The 14311-nt window shown below is 58.9% G+C and carries 17 protein-coding genes and 1 riboswitch; of the genes, 4 read left to right on the top strand and 13 right to left on the bottom strand.

Annotated elements, in window-relative coordinates; genetic code table 11:
• Positions 1-13: 13 nt before the first annotated feature.
• Genes cobI through BMZ40_RS12420 form a run of 5 tightly spaced genes read right to left on the bottom strand, consistent with a single transcriptional unit; the run spans position 14 to position 4264 of the window.
• Complete coding sequence (gene cobI / locus BMZ40_RS12440) at positions 14-724, bottom strand: precorrin-2 C(20)-methyltransferase (RefSeq protein ID WP_092376210.1); 711 nt, start codon at positions 722-724, stop codon at positions 14-16.
• A complete protein-coding gene (locus BMZ40_RS12435; protein ID WP_092376207.1) occupies positions 721-1596 on the bottom strand; it encodes an ABC transporter substrate-binding protein in 876 nt (291 codons plus the stop codon). The genes cobI and BMZ40_RS12435 overlap by 4 nt, the downstream gene beginning before the upstream one ends.
• Positions 1589-2374 carry an ABC transporter ATP-binding protein gene (locus tag BMZ40_RS12430; RefSeq protein ID WP_245751105.1) on the bottom strand — a complete coding sequence of 262 codons (786 nt, stop codon included), beginning with the start codon at positions 2372-2374 and terminating at the stop codon, positions 1589-1591. The genes BMZ40_RS12435 and BMZ40_RS12430 overlap by 8 nt, the downstream gene beginning before the upstream one ends.
• Entirely contained in the window at positions 2371-3378 is a 1008-nt protein-coding gene (locus BMZ40_RS12425; protein WP_092376201.1) for a FecCD family ABC transporter permease, read from the bottom strand. Before BMZ40_RS12425 ends, BMZ40_RS12430 begins: the two co-directional genes overlap by 4 nt.
• Positions 3379-3382: 4 nt before the next feature.
• Positions 3383-4264 carry a sirohydrochlorin cobaltochelatase gene (locus tag BMZ40_RS12420; RefSeq protein WP_092376198.1) on the bottom strand — a complete coding sequence of 294 codons (882 nt, stop codon included), beginning with the start codon at positions 4262-4264 and terminating at the stop codon, positions 3383-3385.
• A 93-nt stretch (positions 4265-4357) separates the two neighbouring features.
• A riboswitch (cobalamin riboswitch) is annotated at positions 4358-4535 on the bottom strand.
• Between the two features lie 131 nt (positions 4536-4666).
• On the opposite strand from BMZ40_RS12420, the gene BMZ40_RS12415 reads away from it, so the two are divergent.
• The 4 genes from BMZ40_RS12415 (at position 4667) to BMZ40_RS12400 (ending at position 8191) form a co-directional block, all read left to right on the top strand.
• Entirely contained in the window at positions 4667-5263 is a 597-nt protein-coding gene (locus BMZ40_RS12415; protein ID WP_092376195.1) for a TetR/AcrR family transcriptional regulator, read from the top strand.
• A 52-nt stretch (positions 5264-5315) separates the two neighbouring features.
• Complete coding sequence (locus tag BMZ40_RS12410; protein ID WP_092376192.1) at positions 5316-6320, top strand: TRAP transporter substrate-binding protein; 1005 nt, start codon at positions 5316-5318, stop codon at positions 6318-6320.
• 78 nt (positions 6321-6398) lie between these two features.
• Positions 6399-6884, top strand: a complete 486-nt coding sequence (locus BMZ40_RS12405; protein WP_177193155.1) for a TRAP transporter small permease — start codon at positions 6399-6401, stop codon at positions 6882-6884.
• A complete protein-coding gene (locus BMZ40_RS12400; protein WP_092376187.1) occupies positions 6881-8191 on the top strand; it encodes a TRAP transporter large permease in 1311 nt (436 codons plus the stop codon). Before BMZ40_RS12405 ends, BMZ40_RS12400 begins: the two co-directional genes overlap by 4 nt.
• A 187-nt stretch (positions 8192-8378) precedes the next feature.
• On the opposite strand, the gene BMZ40_RS12395 is transcribed toward BMZ40_RS12400, so the two are convergent.
• The 8 genes from BMZ40_RS12395 to BMZ40_RS12360 form a co-directional block, all read right to left on the bottom strand.
• Entirely contained in the window at positions 8379-8612 is a 234-nt protein-coding gene (locus BMZ40_RS12395; protein ID WP_092376184.1) for an amphi-Trp domain-containing protein, read from the bottom strand.
• 121 nt (positions 8613-8733) lie between these two features.
• Positions 8734-9483: an MlaA family lipoprotein gene (locus BMZ40_RS12390; RefSeq protein ID WP_092376181.1), complete on the bottom strand. Its 750-nt coding sequence runs from the start codon at positions 9481-9483 to the stop codon at positions 8734-8736.
• On the bottom strand, positions 9476-10057 hold the full coding sequence (locus BMZ40_RS12385) for an MlaC/ttg2D family ABC transporter substrate-binding protein (protein WP_092376178.1): 582 nt from the start codon (positions 10055-10057) through the stop codon (positions 9476-9478). Before BMZ40_RS12385 ends, BMZ40_RS12390 begins: the two co-directional genes overlap by 8 nt.
• On the bottom strand, positions 10054-10512 hold the full coding sequence (gene mlaD, locus BMZ40_RS12380) for an outer membrane lipid asymmetry maintenance protein MlaD (RefSeq protein ID WP_092376175.1): 459 nt from the start codon (positions 10510-10512) through the stop codon (positions 10054-10056). The genes BMZ40_RS12385 and mlaD overlap by 4 nt, the downstream gene beginning before the upstream one ends.
• Positions 10509-11702 (bottom strand): ATP-binding cassette domain-containing protein, encoded by a 1194-nt coding sequence (locus BMZ40_RS12375; RefSeq protein WP_092376172.1) that lies wholly within the window; start codon positions 11700-11702, stop codon positions 10509-10511. The genes mlaD and BMZ40_RS12375 overlap by 4 nt, the downstream gene beginning before the upstream one ends.
• 4 nt (positions 11703-11706) lie before the next feature.
• On the bottom strand, positions 11707-12498 hold the full coding sequence (locus tag BMZ40_RS12370) for an MlaE family ABC transporter permease (protein WP_092376169.1): 792 nt from the start codon (positions 12496-12498) through the stop codon (positions 11707-11709).
• On the bottom strand, positions 12495-13343 hold the full coding sequence (locus BMZ40_RS12365; RefSeq protein WP_092376166.1) for an HAD-IIB family hydrolase: 849 nt from the start codon (positions 13341-13343) through the stop codon (positions 12495-12497). Before BMZ40_RS12365 ends, BMZ40_RS12370 begins: the two co-directional genes overlap by 4 nt.
• Complete coding sequence (locus BMZ40_RS12360; RefSeq protein ID WP_092376163.1) at positions 13340-14212, bottom strand: pyridoxamine kinase; 873 nt, start codon at positions 14210-14212, stop codon at positions 13340-13342. Before BMZ40_RS12360 ends, BMZ40_RS12365 begins: the two co-directional genes overlap by 4 nt.
• Positions 14213-14311: the final 99 nt, after the last annotated feature.

Below are 14311 nucleotides of genomic sequence, written 5' to 3'. Positions count from 1 at the left end.
ACTTATCCTTGGTTCAAAGTGAGTCGTTTTTGGTCAGCAGCATGAGCGAGAGATAGGTCGGATTGTCCGGCGCCTCGTCCAGGCTGCGCGTAATGAACTGTTCCTTCATGCCCATTCTTGACGCAAAAACGCAATGGGTCGGGGTCGGAAAATTGCGCAGTTCTTCGCGGATGGCAGAAAAGTTCGTGTAGGCCTTGAGGATGACGGCATTGTCAGCACTCTCCAGGCTCCTGCGCAGATCGGCGGCGTCGCGGATGCCGGGCAGGATGAGCAGGTTCTGGGCGCTTTCGGCCAGCACGGTCTCAGTGGCCGCCGCCACGGCCTGAAAGGATGTTATGCCGGGAACTACCGTCACGGCCTGCTCCGGGGCCAGGCCGCGCAGGGTGCGCAGCAGGTAGGCGAAGGTCGAATAGAGCAGCGGGTCGCCCAGGGTCAAAAAGGCCGCGTCGTGTCCTTCGGCAAGTTCATGGAGAACCAGACGGGCGTTTTCCTCCCAGGCGGATTGCAGGGTGCCCTCGTCGCGGCTCATGGGAAAGCCCAGGCGGATGACGCGCGCGTCCGGCTTCAAATGGGGACGTGCGATGTCCAGCGCCAGTGAGTCGTCGTTCTTGGTCGAGGACGCCGCGAGGATGACGTCCACGCGGCCAAGGATTCCCGCCGCTTTGATGGTCAAGAGTTCCGGGTCTCCTGGTCCAACGCCGATGCCGTAGAGATGGCCGCTCATGGTCGGACCTCCTTTTTCCAGTTTGAAATGATGTTTGAGAGTTGGCGCACGGCCTCAAGGCTGCGCGGGCCGGGTCGGGAAAAGACCTTCTGATCCACGACATGGACCTGGCCGGAGTTCACGCAGTCCAGGGTGCGAAAGAGGCTGCGATCGGTCATGGGTACGGGGCTCGGGTTCATGGGCCCCGCCTGCATGAGGTAGATGTCGGGGGCGAGGCGCAGGAGCTCCTCTTCACCCAGGCGCACGAGCTTGTCCGGGGCGGCGACGCAGTTTTCCCCGCCGGCCTTGAAAATTATCTCCGACGCCATGGAGCCCTGTCCTGCCGCCAGGAGCGTGGGGTAGCGAGCCTCGAAGAAGATTTTAGGTCGGGGTGGGCGGTTTTGGGCTTCGATGCGCGCAAGTTCCGAGCGCATGAAGTGGATGCGTTCCGTGGCCTGATCCGTGCTCGCGGTCAGAGTGCCGAGGCGCTCCATGACGGAAAATAGCTGGTCGAAATTCTCAAGATCGAAGACCGCGACCTTGAGGCCCCGTTTTTCCAGAAAGCGCACCGGCTCCATGGCCTCGCCCCGGCCGCCGAGCTGCAGGACAAGATCCGGCGCAAGGCCGATGATCAGCTCCGCGTTGGGCCGCAAATGTGTTCCGATGGACGGCTTGCCGGCGATGGACGGGGGCAGGTCGTCACTGGCGGTGCGGGCGATGAGCAGGTTTTCGCGGCCCATGTCGGCCAGGATCTCGTTGAACGCGCCGTAGAGGGCGATGATCCGGGTCGCGGGCGCATCGAGGCGTATCCGGCGGCCTTCATCGTCCATGACGGAGATCCCGTCCAGGGAGGTTGCGCCCGCTGCCGCCTGAAACAGGAAAAGGTTAAGCACGAGGCACCAGATAAGCTTGGGGAGTCCCGGTGAGGGGATGCTCCGCCACGGCGAGGGGTGTTTCATATATGTCACTCAAGGTTTGGGCCGTGAAAATTTCGCGGGTCGGTCCATCGGCCGCGACGGAACCGTTTTTCAGAAAGACCAGTCGCTGGCAATAGAGGGCGGCAAGATTCAGGTCGTGGGCCACGGTCAGGATTGTCAGTCCGGCGGCATTTTTGATTCGCAGCAGCTCGTAGAGATCCATGGTCCGGGCCACGTCGAGGTTGGACGCGGCCTCGTCCAGCAGCAGGAGTCTGGTGTCCTGGGCCAGGGCCTTGGCCGTGATGACTCGCTGCAGCTCTCCGCCGGAGAGCGCTTCGGTGCTGCGCTCGGCAAGATCGAGACAGCTTGTCTCCTCCATGGCCGCCTGCACGCGCAGGTAGTCGTGCCTGGAGTAGCCGCCAAGGAATGAAATATGAGGGTAGCGCCCCATGAGCACCAGTGACATGGCGCGCACCCCGGAAAGTCCCGGGTTTTTCTGGGCCACGGTGGCGCAATGCCGGGCCCGGGCCTTGGCCGAAAGGGCACGTACGTCATGGCCCGCGATGTGGATGCTGCCGGAAGCGTAAGGCAGGACTCCGGACAGGGCGCGGATGAGGGTCGTCTTGCCGCTGCCGTTGGGACCGAGAATGCCCGTGAACTCGCCTTCCCCGACGTTAAGGGAGATGCCGCGCAGCACGGGTTGTCCCTTGTAGCCTGCGCTCAGGTTCCGGATGTCGATCATTGGTGTGCTCACGGCCTGCGTCCCCTGGCCATGATCAGGCAGAAGAAGGGGCCTCCGAACAGGGCTGTGACCACGCCCACGGGCAATTCCGCTCCGTGGGAGAGAATGGTGCGGGCCAGAACGTCGGACCAGAGCAGCAGGATTCCTCCGCCCAGGGCCGAAAAAAGAAGCAGGGGCCTTGAGTCCGGTCCGATGAGCATGCGCACCAGATGGGGCACCACAAGGCCGACGAAGCCGATGATGCCGGAGACGCTGACTGCCGCGGCGGTCAGCATTCCGGCACCGATGAGCAGGCCGATGCGCGCCCGTCCCACGGACACGCCGACCTGTGCCGCCTGCTCGGACCCGAGGCCCAGGATGTCGAGCTCCCGGGCCAGAAAAAGGACCAGGGCGGAGCCTGCGATCATGTACGGCAGCATGAGCCCCACGTGCTCGAACCCCCGCCCCTGGAAGCTGCCCATGATCCAGAACACGATGGCCGCCACCGACTCTTCGTTCAATGACTTGATGAGGGCGATGGCTGCGCCGAGAAAAGTGGAGACGACGATCCCACCCAGAACAAGGCTCTCGCGGGAGAAGTCTCCGGCCAGTCTGCTCATGGCCAGGACCAGGGTCATGGCCGCGAACGCTCCGCCAAGCGCGGCCAGCGGGAGGGTCGAAAGCCCCGCCACGGTCCATCCCATGCCCAGAGCCAGGGCCGCGCCGCAGGCCGCGCCGCTGGATATCCCGAGGGTGAACGGGTCGGCCAGAGGGTTGCGCAGCAGGCCCTGGAAAACGCCGCCGGATACGGCCAATGCAGCGCCGGTCAGGAACGAAAGCAGGATGCGGCCCAGACGGATGTCGCGCACGATGACCAGTTCCTGACTCTCGATCTGGCCATGGAGCATGGCCGCGAGGGCGTTGTGGATGGCCTCGGCGGGCAGGGGGTAGGACCCGAAAAAAAGGGCTGCATAGATGGAAAGGGGCACGGCCGCCGCCATGGCCAGCCATGCCCTTGTGTGTCGCCTGTCGTTCATGGGGCTAGGGCAGGCGCTCCAGCGCCGCCTGTAGATGGTCCAGCCAGATGTCGACGAAGGCCGGGATCTGGGCCGTTCCGCGCAGGACCGGAATGCAGGTCAGGCCGTCGGAGGTGAGCACGGATTTCCAGGAGTCTTCCTCGTCTCCGGCCATGTCGTTCAGTGCATGGTCCCCAGCCACGGCCATGAAGGGCGCAAGATAGACAGTTGAGATCTTGCGGTCTTTCAGAACCTGCCGCACGTCGTCCAGGGACGGCGTGCCTTCGACGGTGCCGATCAGGACCAGCGGGTCGTGTCGGTTCAGGGAGTACTGGAGGCCTGGATAATAGATGTTTGCCGGGTGGTGGGTGCCGTGGCCCAGCAGGACGACGGCTTCGCCCGCGTTTCGTTCCGCCGGGAGACTGGCCATGATGGCCGAGGCGCAGGCTTCGACGTCGGCGGGTTCGGCCAGCAGCGGCAGGCCCAGGACCACGCTGTCCATGCCCTTGGGCAGGCCGGAAAAAGCCTGTACCGTGCGTTGCAGGCCGTGGAATTCCTCTCCCGGGATGGTGTGCAGGGACTGTACCGCCACGTGCGTGAAGCCGTCGTCCATCATCCGCGCCAGGGCCATGGCCGGAGAATCGAAGTCCTGACCCTGGGCGGCAAGTTTCTCGCGCACGATGCGCGAAGAATAGGCCCAGCGGATTTCAATGCCGGGAAAGCGCAGCCGCGCTTTCTCTCCGAGGTGATCCAGGGCGCTGCGCGCTTCGGGCACGGTCGTGCCGAAGGCCACCAGCAGGATTCCCTTTTTGGGCGGCCGCTCCCTGTGTCCGGCCAGGGCCGGGCCGCACAGGGCGAGCAGAAAAATGAACAGAAAGAGTCCGCAAACATGCGAGGCTTTGAACATGAGACCTCCAGGTTTGGCGGGGGCAGTGAGAAGAGAAAAGGACTGACGTCCAAGGGCGCGGCCCGCAAAAATCCCCCGTTGCAGGCAGCACAAACTGTGGTTGGACCTCGGACAGGTCTTCCGGCTCGTTTCACCAATCCTCGTCCTTCCCAGGATTGATCCCAGTGGACAGCGTGGAGGATGGCTTTTGAAACTTACGGCGGCGGGTCCGCTCCCGATTTGCACGGGATTCCCTTTTACACCCTAAGGTATCCGAAGTGGAAAAGACGCTAGTCGGGGCCCAGGGGGCTGTCAAGAAATCCTCCTCGGTGGTGGGCGCTTGACAGATTCGGGCTACAAGAATACTTGGTCACAAAATGACTTTGGGTCACTTTATGACCATTGTCCAAAAAAGGAAGCCTAGTGGCCAGAAAACAGCAGGAAAAATCACTCCAGACCCAGCGCGAGCTGCTCGATTCGGCGGAAAAACTTTTCGCCGCCAAGGGCTTTGTCGCTACCACTGTGGCCGAGATCACTTCGGACGCAGGCTATGCCAAGGGTAATTTCTATCGGCACTGGCAAAGCAAGGACGAGATCATGCTGGCCATCATCGCCATCAAGATGCAGTCCTACCGCGCCATGCGCGATGCCGCGTTGCAGGATGCGCGCAGCCTTGAAGAGGTCATGGACCGTATCCTCGATTTTCTGGTGACCATGATCGATGACCGCAACTGGAGTTCGATCTTTCTCGAATTCACCATCCATGCCTCCCGCAACGAGGATCTGCGCGCGCAGCTCAACCAGTCCCTGTATCGTCTCTCCAACGAAATTTTTGATGACATTGTCGCGCCGTATGTGCGCAGCGGTTATCCGGCGCGCAAGATCGGCGCCCTGAACACGGCCCTGTTCGAGGGATTTCTGATCCATTCCCTGCTCGGGACGGGGACCATCGACCGCAAGGATTTTCGCCGGGCAGCCATGAAACTCGCTCTGGCCAACGCCCTGGATACCCAGGAATAATCAGGCTCGCGCATGGTGCGCGGTCTTACTTTTCACACGGAGGATTATTGTCATGAGGCTGTTCTTACGAGTCGCGACCCTGGCTTTCGTCGTTCTGGGATTTTCGGCGCAGGCCATCGCCGCGGGACCCGCCAAGCTGTCCTACAGCAACTTCTTCCCGCCGACCCACATCCAGTCGATTCTGGCCGAGGAGTGGTGCCGCGAGGTCGAGGCCCGCTCGAACGGTCAGGTCGTCATCGACTACTATCCGGCAGGCACCCTGACCAAGCCCAAGGATTGCTATGACGGCGTGGTGCAGCGCATCTCGGATATCGGTCTGTCCGCCCTCGGTTACACCAAGGGGCGTTTCCCGGTCCTGTCCGGAGTGGATCTGCCCATGGGCTACACGACCGGCGTGCAAGCCACGGCGCTGGCCAACGCAGTGTACGACCAGTTCAAGCCCAAGGAATTCGACGACGTGCATGTCCTTTATTTTCATGCGCATGGACCGGGCAAATTGCATACCGCCGGCAAGGCCGTGATCTCCATGGAAGAGCTGAAGGGCATGAAGATCCGCGCCACCGGCAACAGCGCAAGCGTCATCTCCGCCCTGGGCGGCAATCCGGTGGCCATGTCCATGCCCGACTCCTACCAGTCCATCCAGAAGGGCGTCGTCAATGGTGGAATCTATCCCGTCGAGACCAACAAGGGCTGGAAGATGGGCGAAGTCGTCGACTATTTAACGGACACCACCGCCGTGGCCTACACGACCACTTTTTTTGTGGTCATCAACAAGGATGTCTGGGTTTCACTCTCCCCCGAGGTGCAAAAAGCGATGACCGAGGTCAGCCAGGACTGGATTCCAAGGCACGGAAAAGCCTGGGATGACAGCGACAAGGAAGGCCTGGAATTTTTCCTGGCCCAGGAGGGCAACGCCGTGGTCACCCTGGAACCGGCCGAGGCCGAACGCTGGACCAAGGCCATGGAGCCCATCTTCGGTGAATACGAGGCCGAATGCGCCAAGGCCGGAGCGGACGGCAAGGCCGTGCTTGATTTCATGCGCGCCAACTTGAAATAGTCTTCAAAATATCAAGGTGTTGCAGGGGCACGAGCCGCAAGGCTCCTGCCCCTGCGTCATGTAGTCTGGAGAATGCTTGTGGAGATCGTTGAAAAAATTCTGGCACGTATCGGAAGCGTGATGCGCATCGGCGGATGCCTGTGTCTTCTGGGAATGGCGCTGCTGACCGTGGCCGATATTACAGGCAGGTTGAATCGCAGCCCCATTTTCGGCTCCGAGGAGATCGTCACCTTTCTGGCCGTTCTGGCGTTGGGGCTCTCCCTGCCGTACGCGCATTCACATCGCTCGCACATCGGGGTGGAGGTCTTCGTGCAGCTCATGTCCACCAAGGTGCGCCGTCGGCTCAAACTGTTCCGCGAAACCCTGTCCGTCATTTTTTTCGCCACAGTTACGGTTATGATGTTGGCGTATGCCCGGGACAAACATCTTTCCGGTGAGGTTTCCATGAATCTGGGTTTGCCCGAGTATCTCTTCCTGTACGCGCTTGGCGCATGCTTCGCCGTGGCAACCCTGACCATGTTCGTCGACCTTCTGCAATTCGTGCTGCAAAGGAGAAACTCATGAGCCCGGCCGGAATCGGATTTTTGGGCATAGCGATCATGCTCCTGCTTTTCGCCACGCGCATGCCCGTGGCTTTTGTCATGGGTGTGGTCGGCTTTGTGGGATTTTCCGTGCTGACTTCCGTTCAGGGCGGGTTGAACATGCTCAGCCGCAGCATGTACGAGGTTTTTGTCTCCTACGACCTGACGACCATTCCCCTTTTCATTCTCATGGGGCAACTGGCCTTCAACGCAGGCATAAGCAGGCGTCTTTTCACGACTACCTACCATTTTTTCGGACACATCCGAGGCGGACTGGCCATGGCCACGGTTTCGGCCTGCACCGCCTTTGGCGCAGTTTGCGGATCCAGTCCGGCCACGGCCGCGACCATGGCCACTGTGGCCATCCCGGAAATGAAGCGTTTTGGGTATCGCGATCGCCTGGCGGCGGGAGCGGTGGCTGCGGGTGGTGGGCTTGGAATGATCATGCCGCCGAGCGTGGTGCTGATCATTTACGGCGTGCTCACGGAACAATCCATCGGACGGCTTTTCGTCGCCGGCATCCTGCCTGCCTTCATACTGACTGGGCTGTTTCTGTGTGCGATTTGGATCACGTGCCGCCGCCATCCTGATTTCGGGCCCGCAGCCGAGCACTTTTCATGGCGCAGACGAATCAAATCATTGACCGGTCTCATCGATACGATCATCATTTTCGCCGTTGTCCTGGCCGGGCTTTTCAAGGGCTGGTTCACCCCCACCGAAGCTGCGTCCGTGGGCGCTTTTAGCGTGTTGGTGCTGGGACTGGTACGGCGTCAGCTGAACGTGCGGCTGATTTTCAAGTCCCTGGAAGAGACTTTGCGCACCTCGTGCATGATTCTTTTCCTGGTTGCCGGAGCCGTGGTTTTCGGGAAATTCCTGGCCGTGACCCGCATCCCCTTCACCACGGCGAGCTACATCGGCGGTCTTGAAATTCCCGCGCTGGCGGTCATGGCCATCATCGTGTTCATCTATTTTCTCGGCGGATGCTTCATGGACTCCCTGGCCATGATCATGCTGACCGTCCCGGTCTTCTATCCAGTGGTCATGAACCTTGGCTACGATCCCATCTGGTTCGGGGTCATCATCGTGCTGGTCACGGAAATGGGGGTCATCACGCCGCCCGTGGGCATCAACGTCTACGTGGTCTACGGCGTGACCACGGCCATGAAACAGAACATCAGCCTGGAATCCATTTTTCGCGGCATCTATCCCTTCCTGGTGGCCACGGTCATCGGCATCGCCATCCTGTTTTTCATCCCCCAGATAGTGACCTTCCTGCCATCGCTCATGTGACGCTCGGGAAGCAGCGTCCCTCCACACCGCGTTGACCTCGTCAAGGGAGGTCACGCGGTCTTGGTCGAACGGGCACAAGGTCCCGGATCGCGCAGGCAGCAAAAGCAAAGCCCCCCCACCGAAATCTTCGGCGGGGGGCAAAGTTCTTGAGTCAGGTCATTTATCCGAACGCTTGTTTCGTTCAGGATTACCAGGAAATCTCGATTTCAAGCTTGGTCTTGGTTTCGCCTTCCTTGTCTTTCTGCACCACGCTGTACTCGATATCCACATCCTTGGGCACGGTCACCGTAACGGGGCCGTCAGCGGTCTTGAATTCGAACTTGCGTTTGGACAGGCCGTCCGCGATTTCCTTGAGCAGCATCCCGGCCATGTAGGCCAGGCGGGTTTCTTCTACGCTAACGAGTTTTTTCTTGTCGGACATGTTTCCTCCAGGTTCGTGTCGGGATTTATGGTCAATTGATCATCTCAATCAAGATATTCCGGACCCGTGAAAGTCAAGGTCACGCGTGACGTGTGACCTCATTGTCACATGAGAGCCGACTTTATTCTTTCTCCAGGCCTATTCTGTACTGGAAATAGACATCCTTCATGCTCGTGTAGTGGTCGAAGGATTCCTCCTTGATGCTCTTGTAGGCTGGGAGCTTGGCCGAGGCCGAGTTGGCCCTGTCATGTCCGATCAGTGCGTATTTCGCGCTGTCCGGGGTCACGAAGGAGAGGGGATGAGCAAAGGAGTCCGCGACGGAGCCCACTGCATCACGCAGAGTGGTCGGCCCAAGGATTGGCAGCACCAGATACGTGCCGGAGTCCAGGCCGTAAAAGGCCAGGGTCTGGCTGAAATCCTCGGGGGATGATTGCAGGCTCGGCATGTTGTGGGTGATGTTGAAAAGGCCGCCCACGCCGAAAAACGTGTTCAGGGCAAAGGACGCGGTCTCCTTGGCCATCTTGTCGAACTTGAACTGCAAGAGGGCGTTGATGAGACGCACGGGGTACCCGAGATTGCGGTAGAAGTTGCCGAACCCGGCGCGGATGTCCGGCGGGAAAAATCCGGTGTAGACCGTGTCGATGGGTGTGAACACGTAGGTGATGAAACCGTCGTTGAAGGAAAATACTCCACGGTTGAAGCCTTCCAGCTGGTCGGGGTAAGGGCCGTTTTCTTCTTCCCCGTAAGTTTCTTCGTATTCCTGACCTGCCGCTACGTCTTGGTTCATGGAAGGGCTGGATTTCTTGCCGGCGCATCCCTGGAGCAGGATCATGCACAAGGCCAGACAGAGCAGGAGAAGGCGCTTATTCATTGGTTTTGTCCCTCAAAGTGGCAATGAGTTTGTCGGGCGAATTGTTTTGCAGGATGCTCCGGAATTGGGAGCGGTAGTTTTTGATGAGGCTCACATTCTCAACCGAGACGTCGTAGACCTTCCATGAAACGTCTTTTCTGATCATGTAGTAGATGATCGGAATGTTCAGGTCGGGGGAAGTAACGGTGGTATGGACTTCGGCCAGGGTGTCCGACTTGATGATCTCCTGGTTGTAATTCACGACCTCGTCATTGTAGGTGATGGATTTCTTGAGGTAGACCTGCTTGATGAGTTTCAGGAACAGGGGCTGAAACTCCTGCTTCTGTTCGGGAGTGAAGATTCTCCAGTATTGACCAAGAGAGCGCTTGGAGAGCTCTTCGGCGTCAAAAAAATTGTCGACCACGGCTTCGATCTGACGCAATTGCTCGGTTTTGTTTGTTTCCGCCTCGTATTCCGGAGACGTCAGGATGTTTACCACCTTGTCGACGTTGGCGCGGATGTAGCTTGTCGGGTTGTCCTGCGACACGGCCGGAGCAGGAAGAAGCATGATAAGGAAAAGGAACAGAATTCTCATTTGTCGACACTTCCAAATACATATTTTGAAATCATTTCCTCAATATCGAGGGCCGCCTGTGTATCCATGAGGATCTCCTTGTCTTTCAGGAGCGAGTCGTCGGCACCGGGGATGATGCTCACGTACTTGTCACCGATGAGTCCGCTTGTCTTGATTGCGGCCGTGGAGTCGACGGGAATGCCCACGGAATTGTCGATGTTCATGGTAATTACGGCCTGGTAAAGGGTCTGGTCCAAGGAGATGCTTGAAACCTTGCCCACCGACACGCCGGAAATTTCCACGTTGCTGCCGGCCCTGAGTCCGTTCACGGCCGTGAATTTGGCCGTGACCTCGTAGGAGTCACCGGCGAAAAACGTCGTGTTCGCGAGGGTCATGGCCAGATAGGCCGTGCAGGCGAGGCCCACGATGACAAAAAGGCCGATGGAAAGATGCAGGGAGGAGTTGTTGGTCTTCATACGTACTTCTTGGATGTTGCAAGTGCTTCCTGAATGGCCGAATAGGCGCTCAATCCTGTGGTTACCAGCGCGCCGCCGATCTCGACCTGAAGTCTGTGCTTGTGACAATATGTTTCAATGGTCAGGTTGGTGAAGAAGGCCTCAAGCTGGCTTAGAAACAGCTCAAGGGTTGATTCGTCCTTGGTTTTGGCCGCAATGACCAGAATTTCCTTGGAAAACATGCCCGCGCAGGCACCCTCGGGCAGAAAGGAGTTCACGAATTTGGCCAGGTTTCTGATGAAGGCGTGGGCCAGAAGGTCTCCCTTGTAGTCCATCATGGTTCTCATGCCCAGAAGCCTGACCGTGGCCAGAACAAGTTGCTCGGAGCCTTGGACTTCGGCCCCGAAGGCCTCGATCTTGCGCATGAGCGAGAGCCTGTTGTGCAGGCCTGTCAATTCGTCGATGAGCATCTCGTGGCCGTGCGTGTAGGTGTAAAGCCCCGGGTCCGAGGACTGTTCCAGGGCCACGGGCGATCCGGAAAAGATGATCCGGCCTTCGTCGAGAATGTTCACGGTGTGCGCGATGTAGAAAATGTCGGGGATGTCATGGGTGATGATCACCGCCGTGAAATTGAGCTTTTCATGGTAGCGGTGGATCATGGAGAAGACCGTCTTCTTGCGGATGGGGTCGAGACCCGTGGTCGGTTCGTCGAAAAAGATGATCTCGGGTTCCGTGACCAGCGCCCGCGCCAGGGCCACGCGTTTCTGCATGCCGCCGGAAATCTGCTTCGGATACATCTGCGCGACTTCGGTCAGTTCGAGCTGTTCGATGCGGGCGCGGACCTTGTCTTCCAGATCCTTTTTCCCGAGCTTGAATTTTTCCCGCAGGGGCAGGGCGATGTTCTCGAACACGGTCATGGAATCGAAGAGCGCGTTGTTCTGAAACATGTAGCTGCAACGGTTCTTGATCGCCGAGAAATCCTTTCGCTTCATGTTCGAATAGGGGATCCCGTCGAAGATGATCTCCCCGCTGTCGGCGGTGATCAGGCCGATGATGTGCTTGACCAGGACGCTCTTGCCGCCGCCGCTCTTTCCAATGATGGCGGTGATCTCGTTTCGCTGGATATCGAGGGTTGCGCCCCGCAGGATTTCCCTGCCGCCGAACGCCTTCGAAATATTGCGCAGTTGAATGAGAGGTGTTGTGCTGCTCATGTGCTCACATCAAAAAAGACGTTATGACGTAGTCGGAGACCAATACGTAAACGCATGACTGGACAACGGCGGATGTCGTTGAGTTGCTGACGCCTTCCGCACCGGCGCTGGATTGGTTCTGGTGCGTGTAATATCCGCAGTAGCAGGATATGGTGATGACGATGAAGGCAAAGACAAAGGATTTGACGAACCCGCCGGTCACGTCGGACAGGAGCAGGCTCGACTGGATCTTGCTGAAGAAGATCCCCGAGCGGGAGCTTAGGAGCACGGAGGAGAAATAACCGCCCAGGATGCCCACGCAATCGAAGATCGCGGTCAGGAGCGGAAAACAGATCAGCGAAGCGATGATCTTGGGCGTGACCAGATAGCGGACAGGGTCCACGTCCATGGTCGAGAGGGCGTCGATCTGCTCGGAGATGCGCATGATCCCGATCTCGGCGCTGATGCTCGAACCGGCTCGGCCGATGAGCATGATCGCCGTCAGCACCGGCCCGAGTTCGCGCACCAGGGACAGGGCCACGGCCACGCCGAGCATGCCCTCGGCGCTGAACTTGATCAGGGTGTAGTAGCCTTGCAGTCCAAGGACCATGCCCGTGAAGAAGGCCACGAGAATGATGATGTTCAGGGACTTGAAGCCGATGAAATATATGTCGTGGAGAATCTTGGGCAGAAGTCGGCGCATGTGGATCATGCCCAGAACAGCAGTCAGGGAGAAGACTCCCCACTGTCCCACGTTCTTGACGATATCAAGCGATGTTGCCCCGAGCAGTGCGGGGATGGCCAATATTTTTTTCATGCTTCCGTCATGCCGGCATGGAATCTTTCCATGTAGTGCGCGATGGCGAATGCCACTGCGTCGCTGTTTTCCGGGGTTGTAATGTATTTGCCTTCCTTATCCAGGAATGCATCCGCGACTTTGAAAGACATCTGTACCAGTTCAAGCATGTCTTTGTCGTTGTGATCGTTGCCGATGGCCGCACTGGGCGCCCCGTGCAGATCGTGATGATTGACCAGATGCATGATTCCGGAGGCCTTGGAGACATCCGCCGCGAAGATTTCGATCCACATGGACTGTCCATCCAGCGGGGACGTGGCCCTGATCACGCTGTGATTCCCCAGTTCCCGGTTGATGCGGTCATGCATTGCCGCGTCGTTTCCGTCAACGATAGCCACGATCTGGGATGCGGCGCGCATGTCGCGTGAGCCTGTGTTTTCCCGTCCGTGGTCTGCGTACAGGGCCAGGCGTCGATCAAAATCCGCGACGTTCCTGTGCCCCCGGTGGTACTCGAAACGATGGCTGTGCGGAAATTCCTCGTGCACCATGAAACTCAGTCCGAGTCCGGACAGGAAACGGCAGATATCCTGCACTTCCGGCCCCGTCATGAAGGACGAACGCATGACCTCCTGCGTCGGCCAGTTCACGATCTGGTTTCCGGTCGAAAGGATCAGATAATCGGCCGGAAAATCATCCGCAAGACAGGCCCTGGCCGAATACAGCGACCGCCCCGTGGCGATGACGCGCATGATCCCCTGATCGCGAAGCTCCCTGAAGGCCCGCAGATCGCCATCGGAGATCTGGCCGTCCCGCAGCAATGTCCCGTCGAGGTCACTGACGAATATTCCACGGTATCGATCGGTCATATCAGTTCAAAGCTGCTCATGGACACGGGGGCGTTCAGACTCGGGAGCACCCGTTCCAGAAAGACTCCCTCGCGTTCCGGAAAATTGTGGCCGAAGGTGGCTCGGATGGCCATGGAGACGAACTGCACGGCCCGGTCCAGGGACAGGGGCAGGGAATCGCCCTGCAACAGGGAACCTGTTATCACGCTGGCGAAAATATCTCCAGTGCCGGGGTAACACGCAGGAATATATGGGCATGCAACCTTCCAGAAGCGGCTGGCGTCCTTGTCGAAGGCCACGACAGACGTTCCCCGGCCGTGCTCTTCGGGAACACTGGTGATGATGACGCAGCGGGGCCCGAGATCAGCCAGGGCGCGGGCCCAGATCTTTATCTCCTTGGTTCCCGAGATGACCGGGGGGCCTGCCTTGCCCAGCAGCAGGGCCGCCTCTGTGATGTTCGGTGTGATCACGTCGGCGGAGGCGACAAGACTGCGCATGCCGTCGACCATGCACCTGTCCATGGTGTCGTAAAGCTTACCGTCGTCGCCAAGCACCGGATCGACCACGACCAGGGTGGAATCGGCGCGGAATGTCCTTATGAAATCACTGACGATGTCGATCTGTTCCGGCGAACCCAGAAATCCGGAGTAGATGCCGGCAAAGGACAGCGACAATTGGCGCCAATGGTCAATGATGTAGCGCATGTCCGAGGTCAGGTCGCGGAAATGGAAGTTGGCGAAACCGCCCGTGTGGGTGGAAAGTATGGCTGTGGGCAGGCTGCAGACCTGAATTCCAAGGGCTGAAAGAATGGGGATCACAGCCGAGAGTGACCCCCCTCCGAACCCGGAAAGATCATGAATCGCAGCGACGCGTTGGATCACGGAATGCAATGCCGAAGCTCCATGAAAAGACGTTCAACCCGTCCGGGACGAACAGGTTGCAGTCTTTCTTTAAGGTGTGCCGCGAGCAATTGCGTCAAAACGGCCCCT

Origin of the sequence: Desulfomicrobium apsheronum, from assembly GCF_900114115.1 — a bacterium.
GTDB lineage: Bacteria > Desulfobacterota > Desulfovibrionia > Desulfovibrionales > Desulfomicrobiaceae > Desulfomicrobium > Desulfomicrobium apsheronum.
This window is presented reverse-complemented; position numbering and strand designations above follow the sequence as displayed.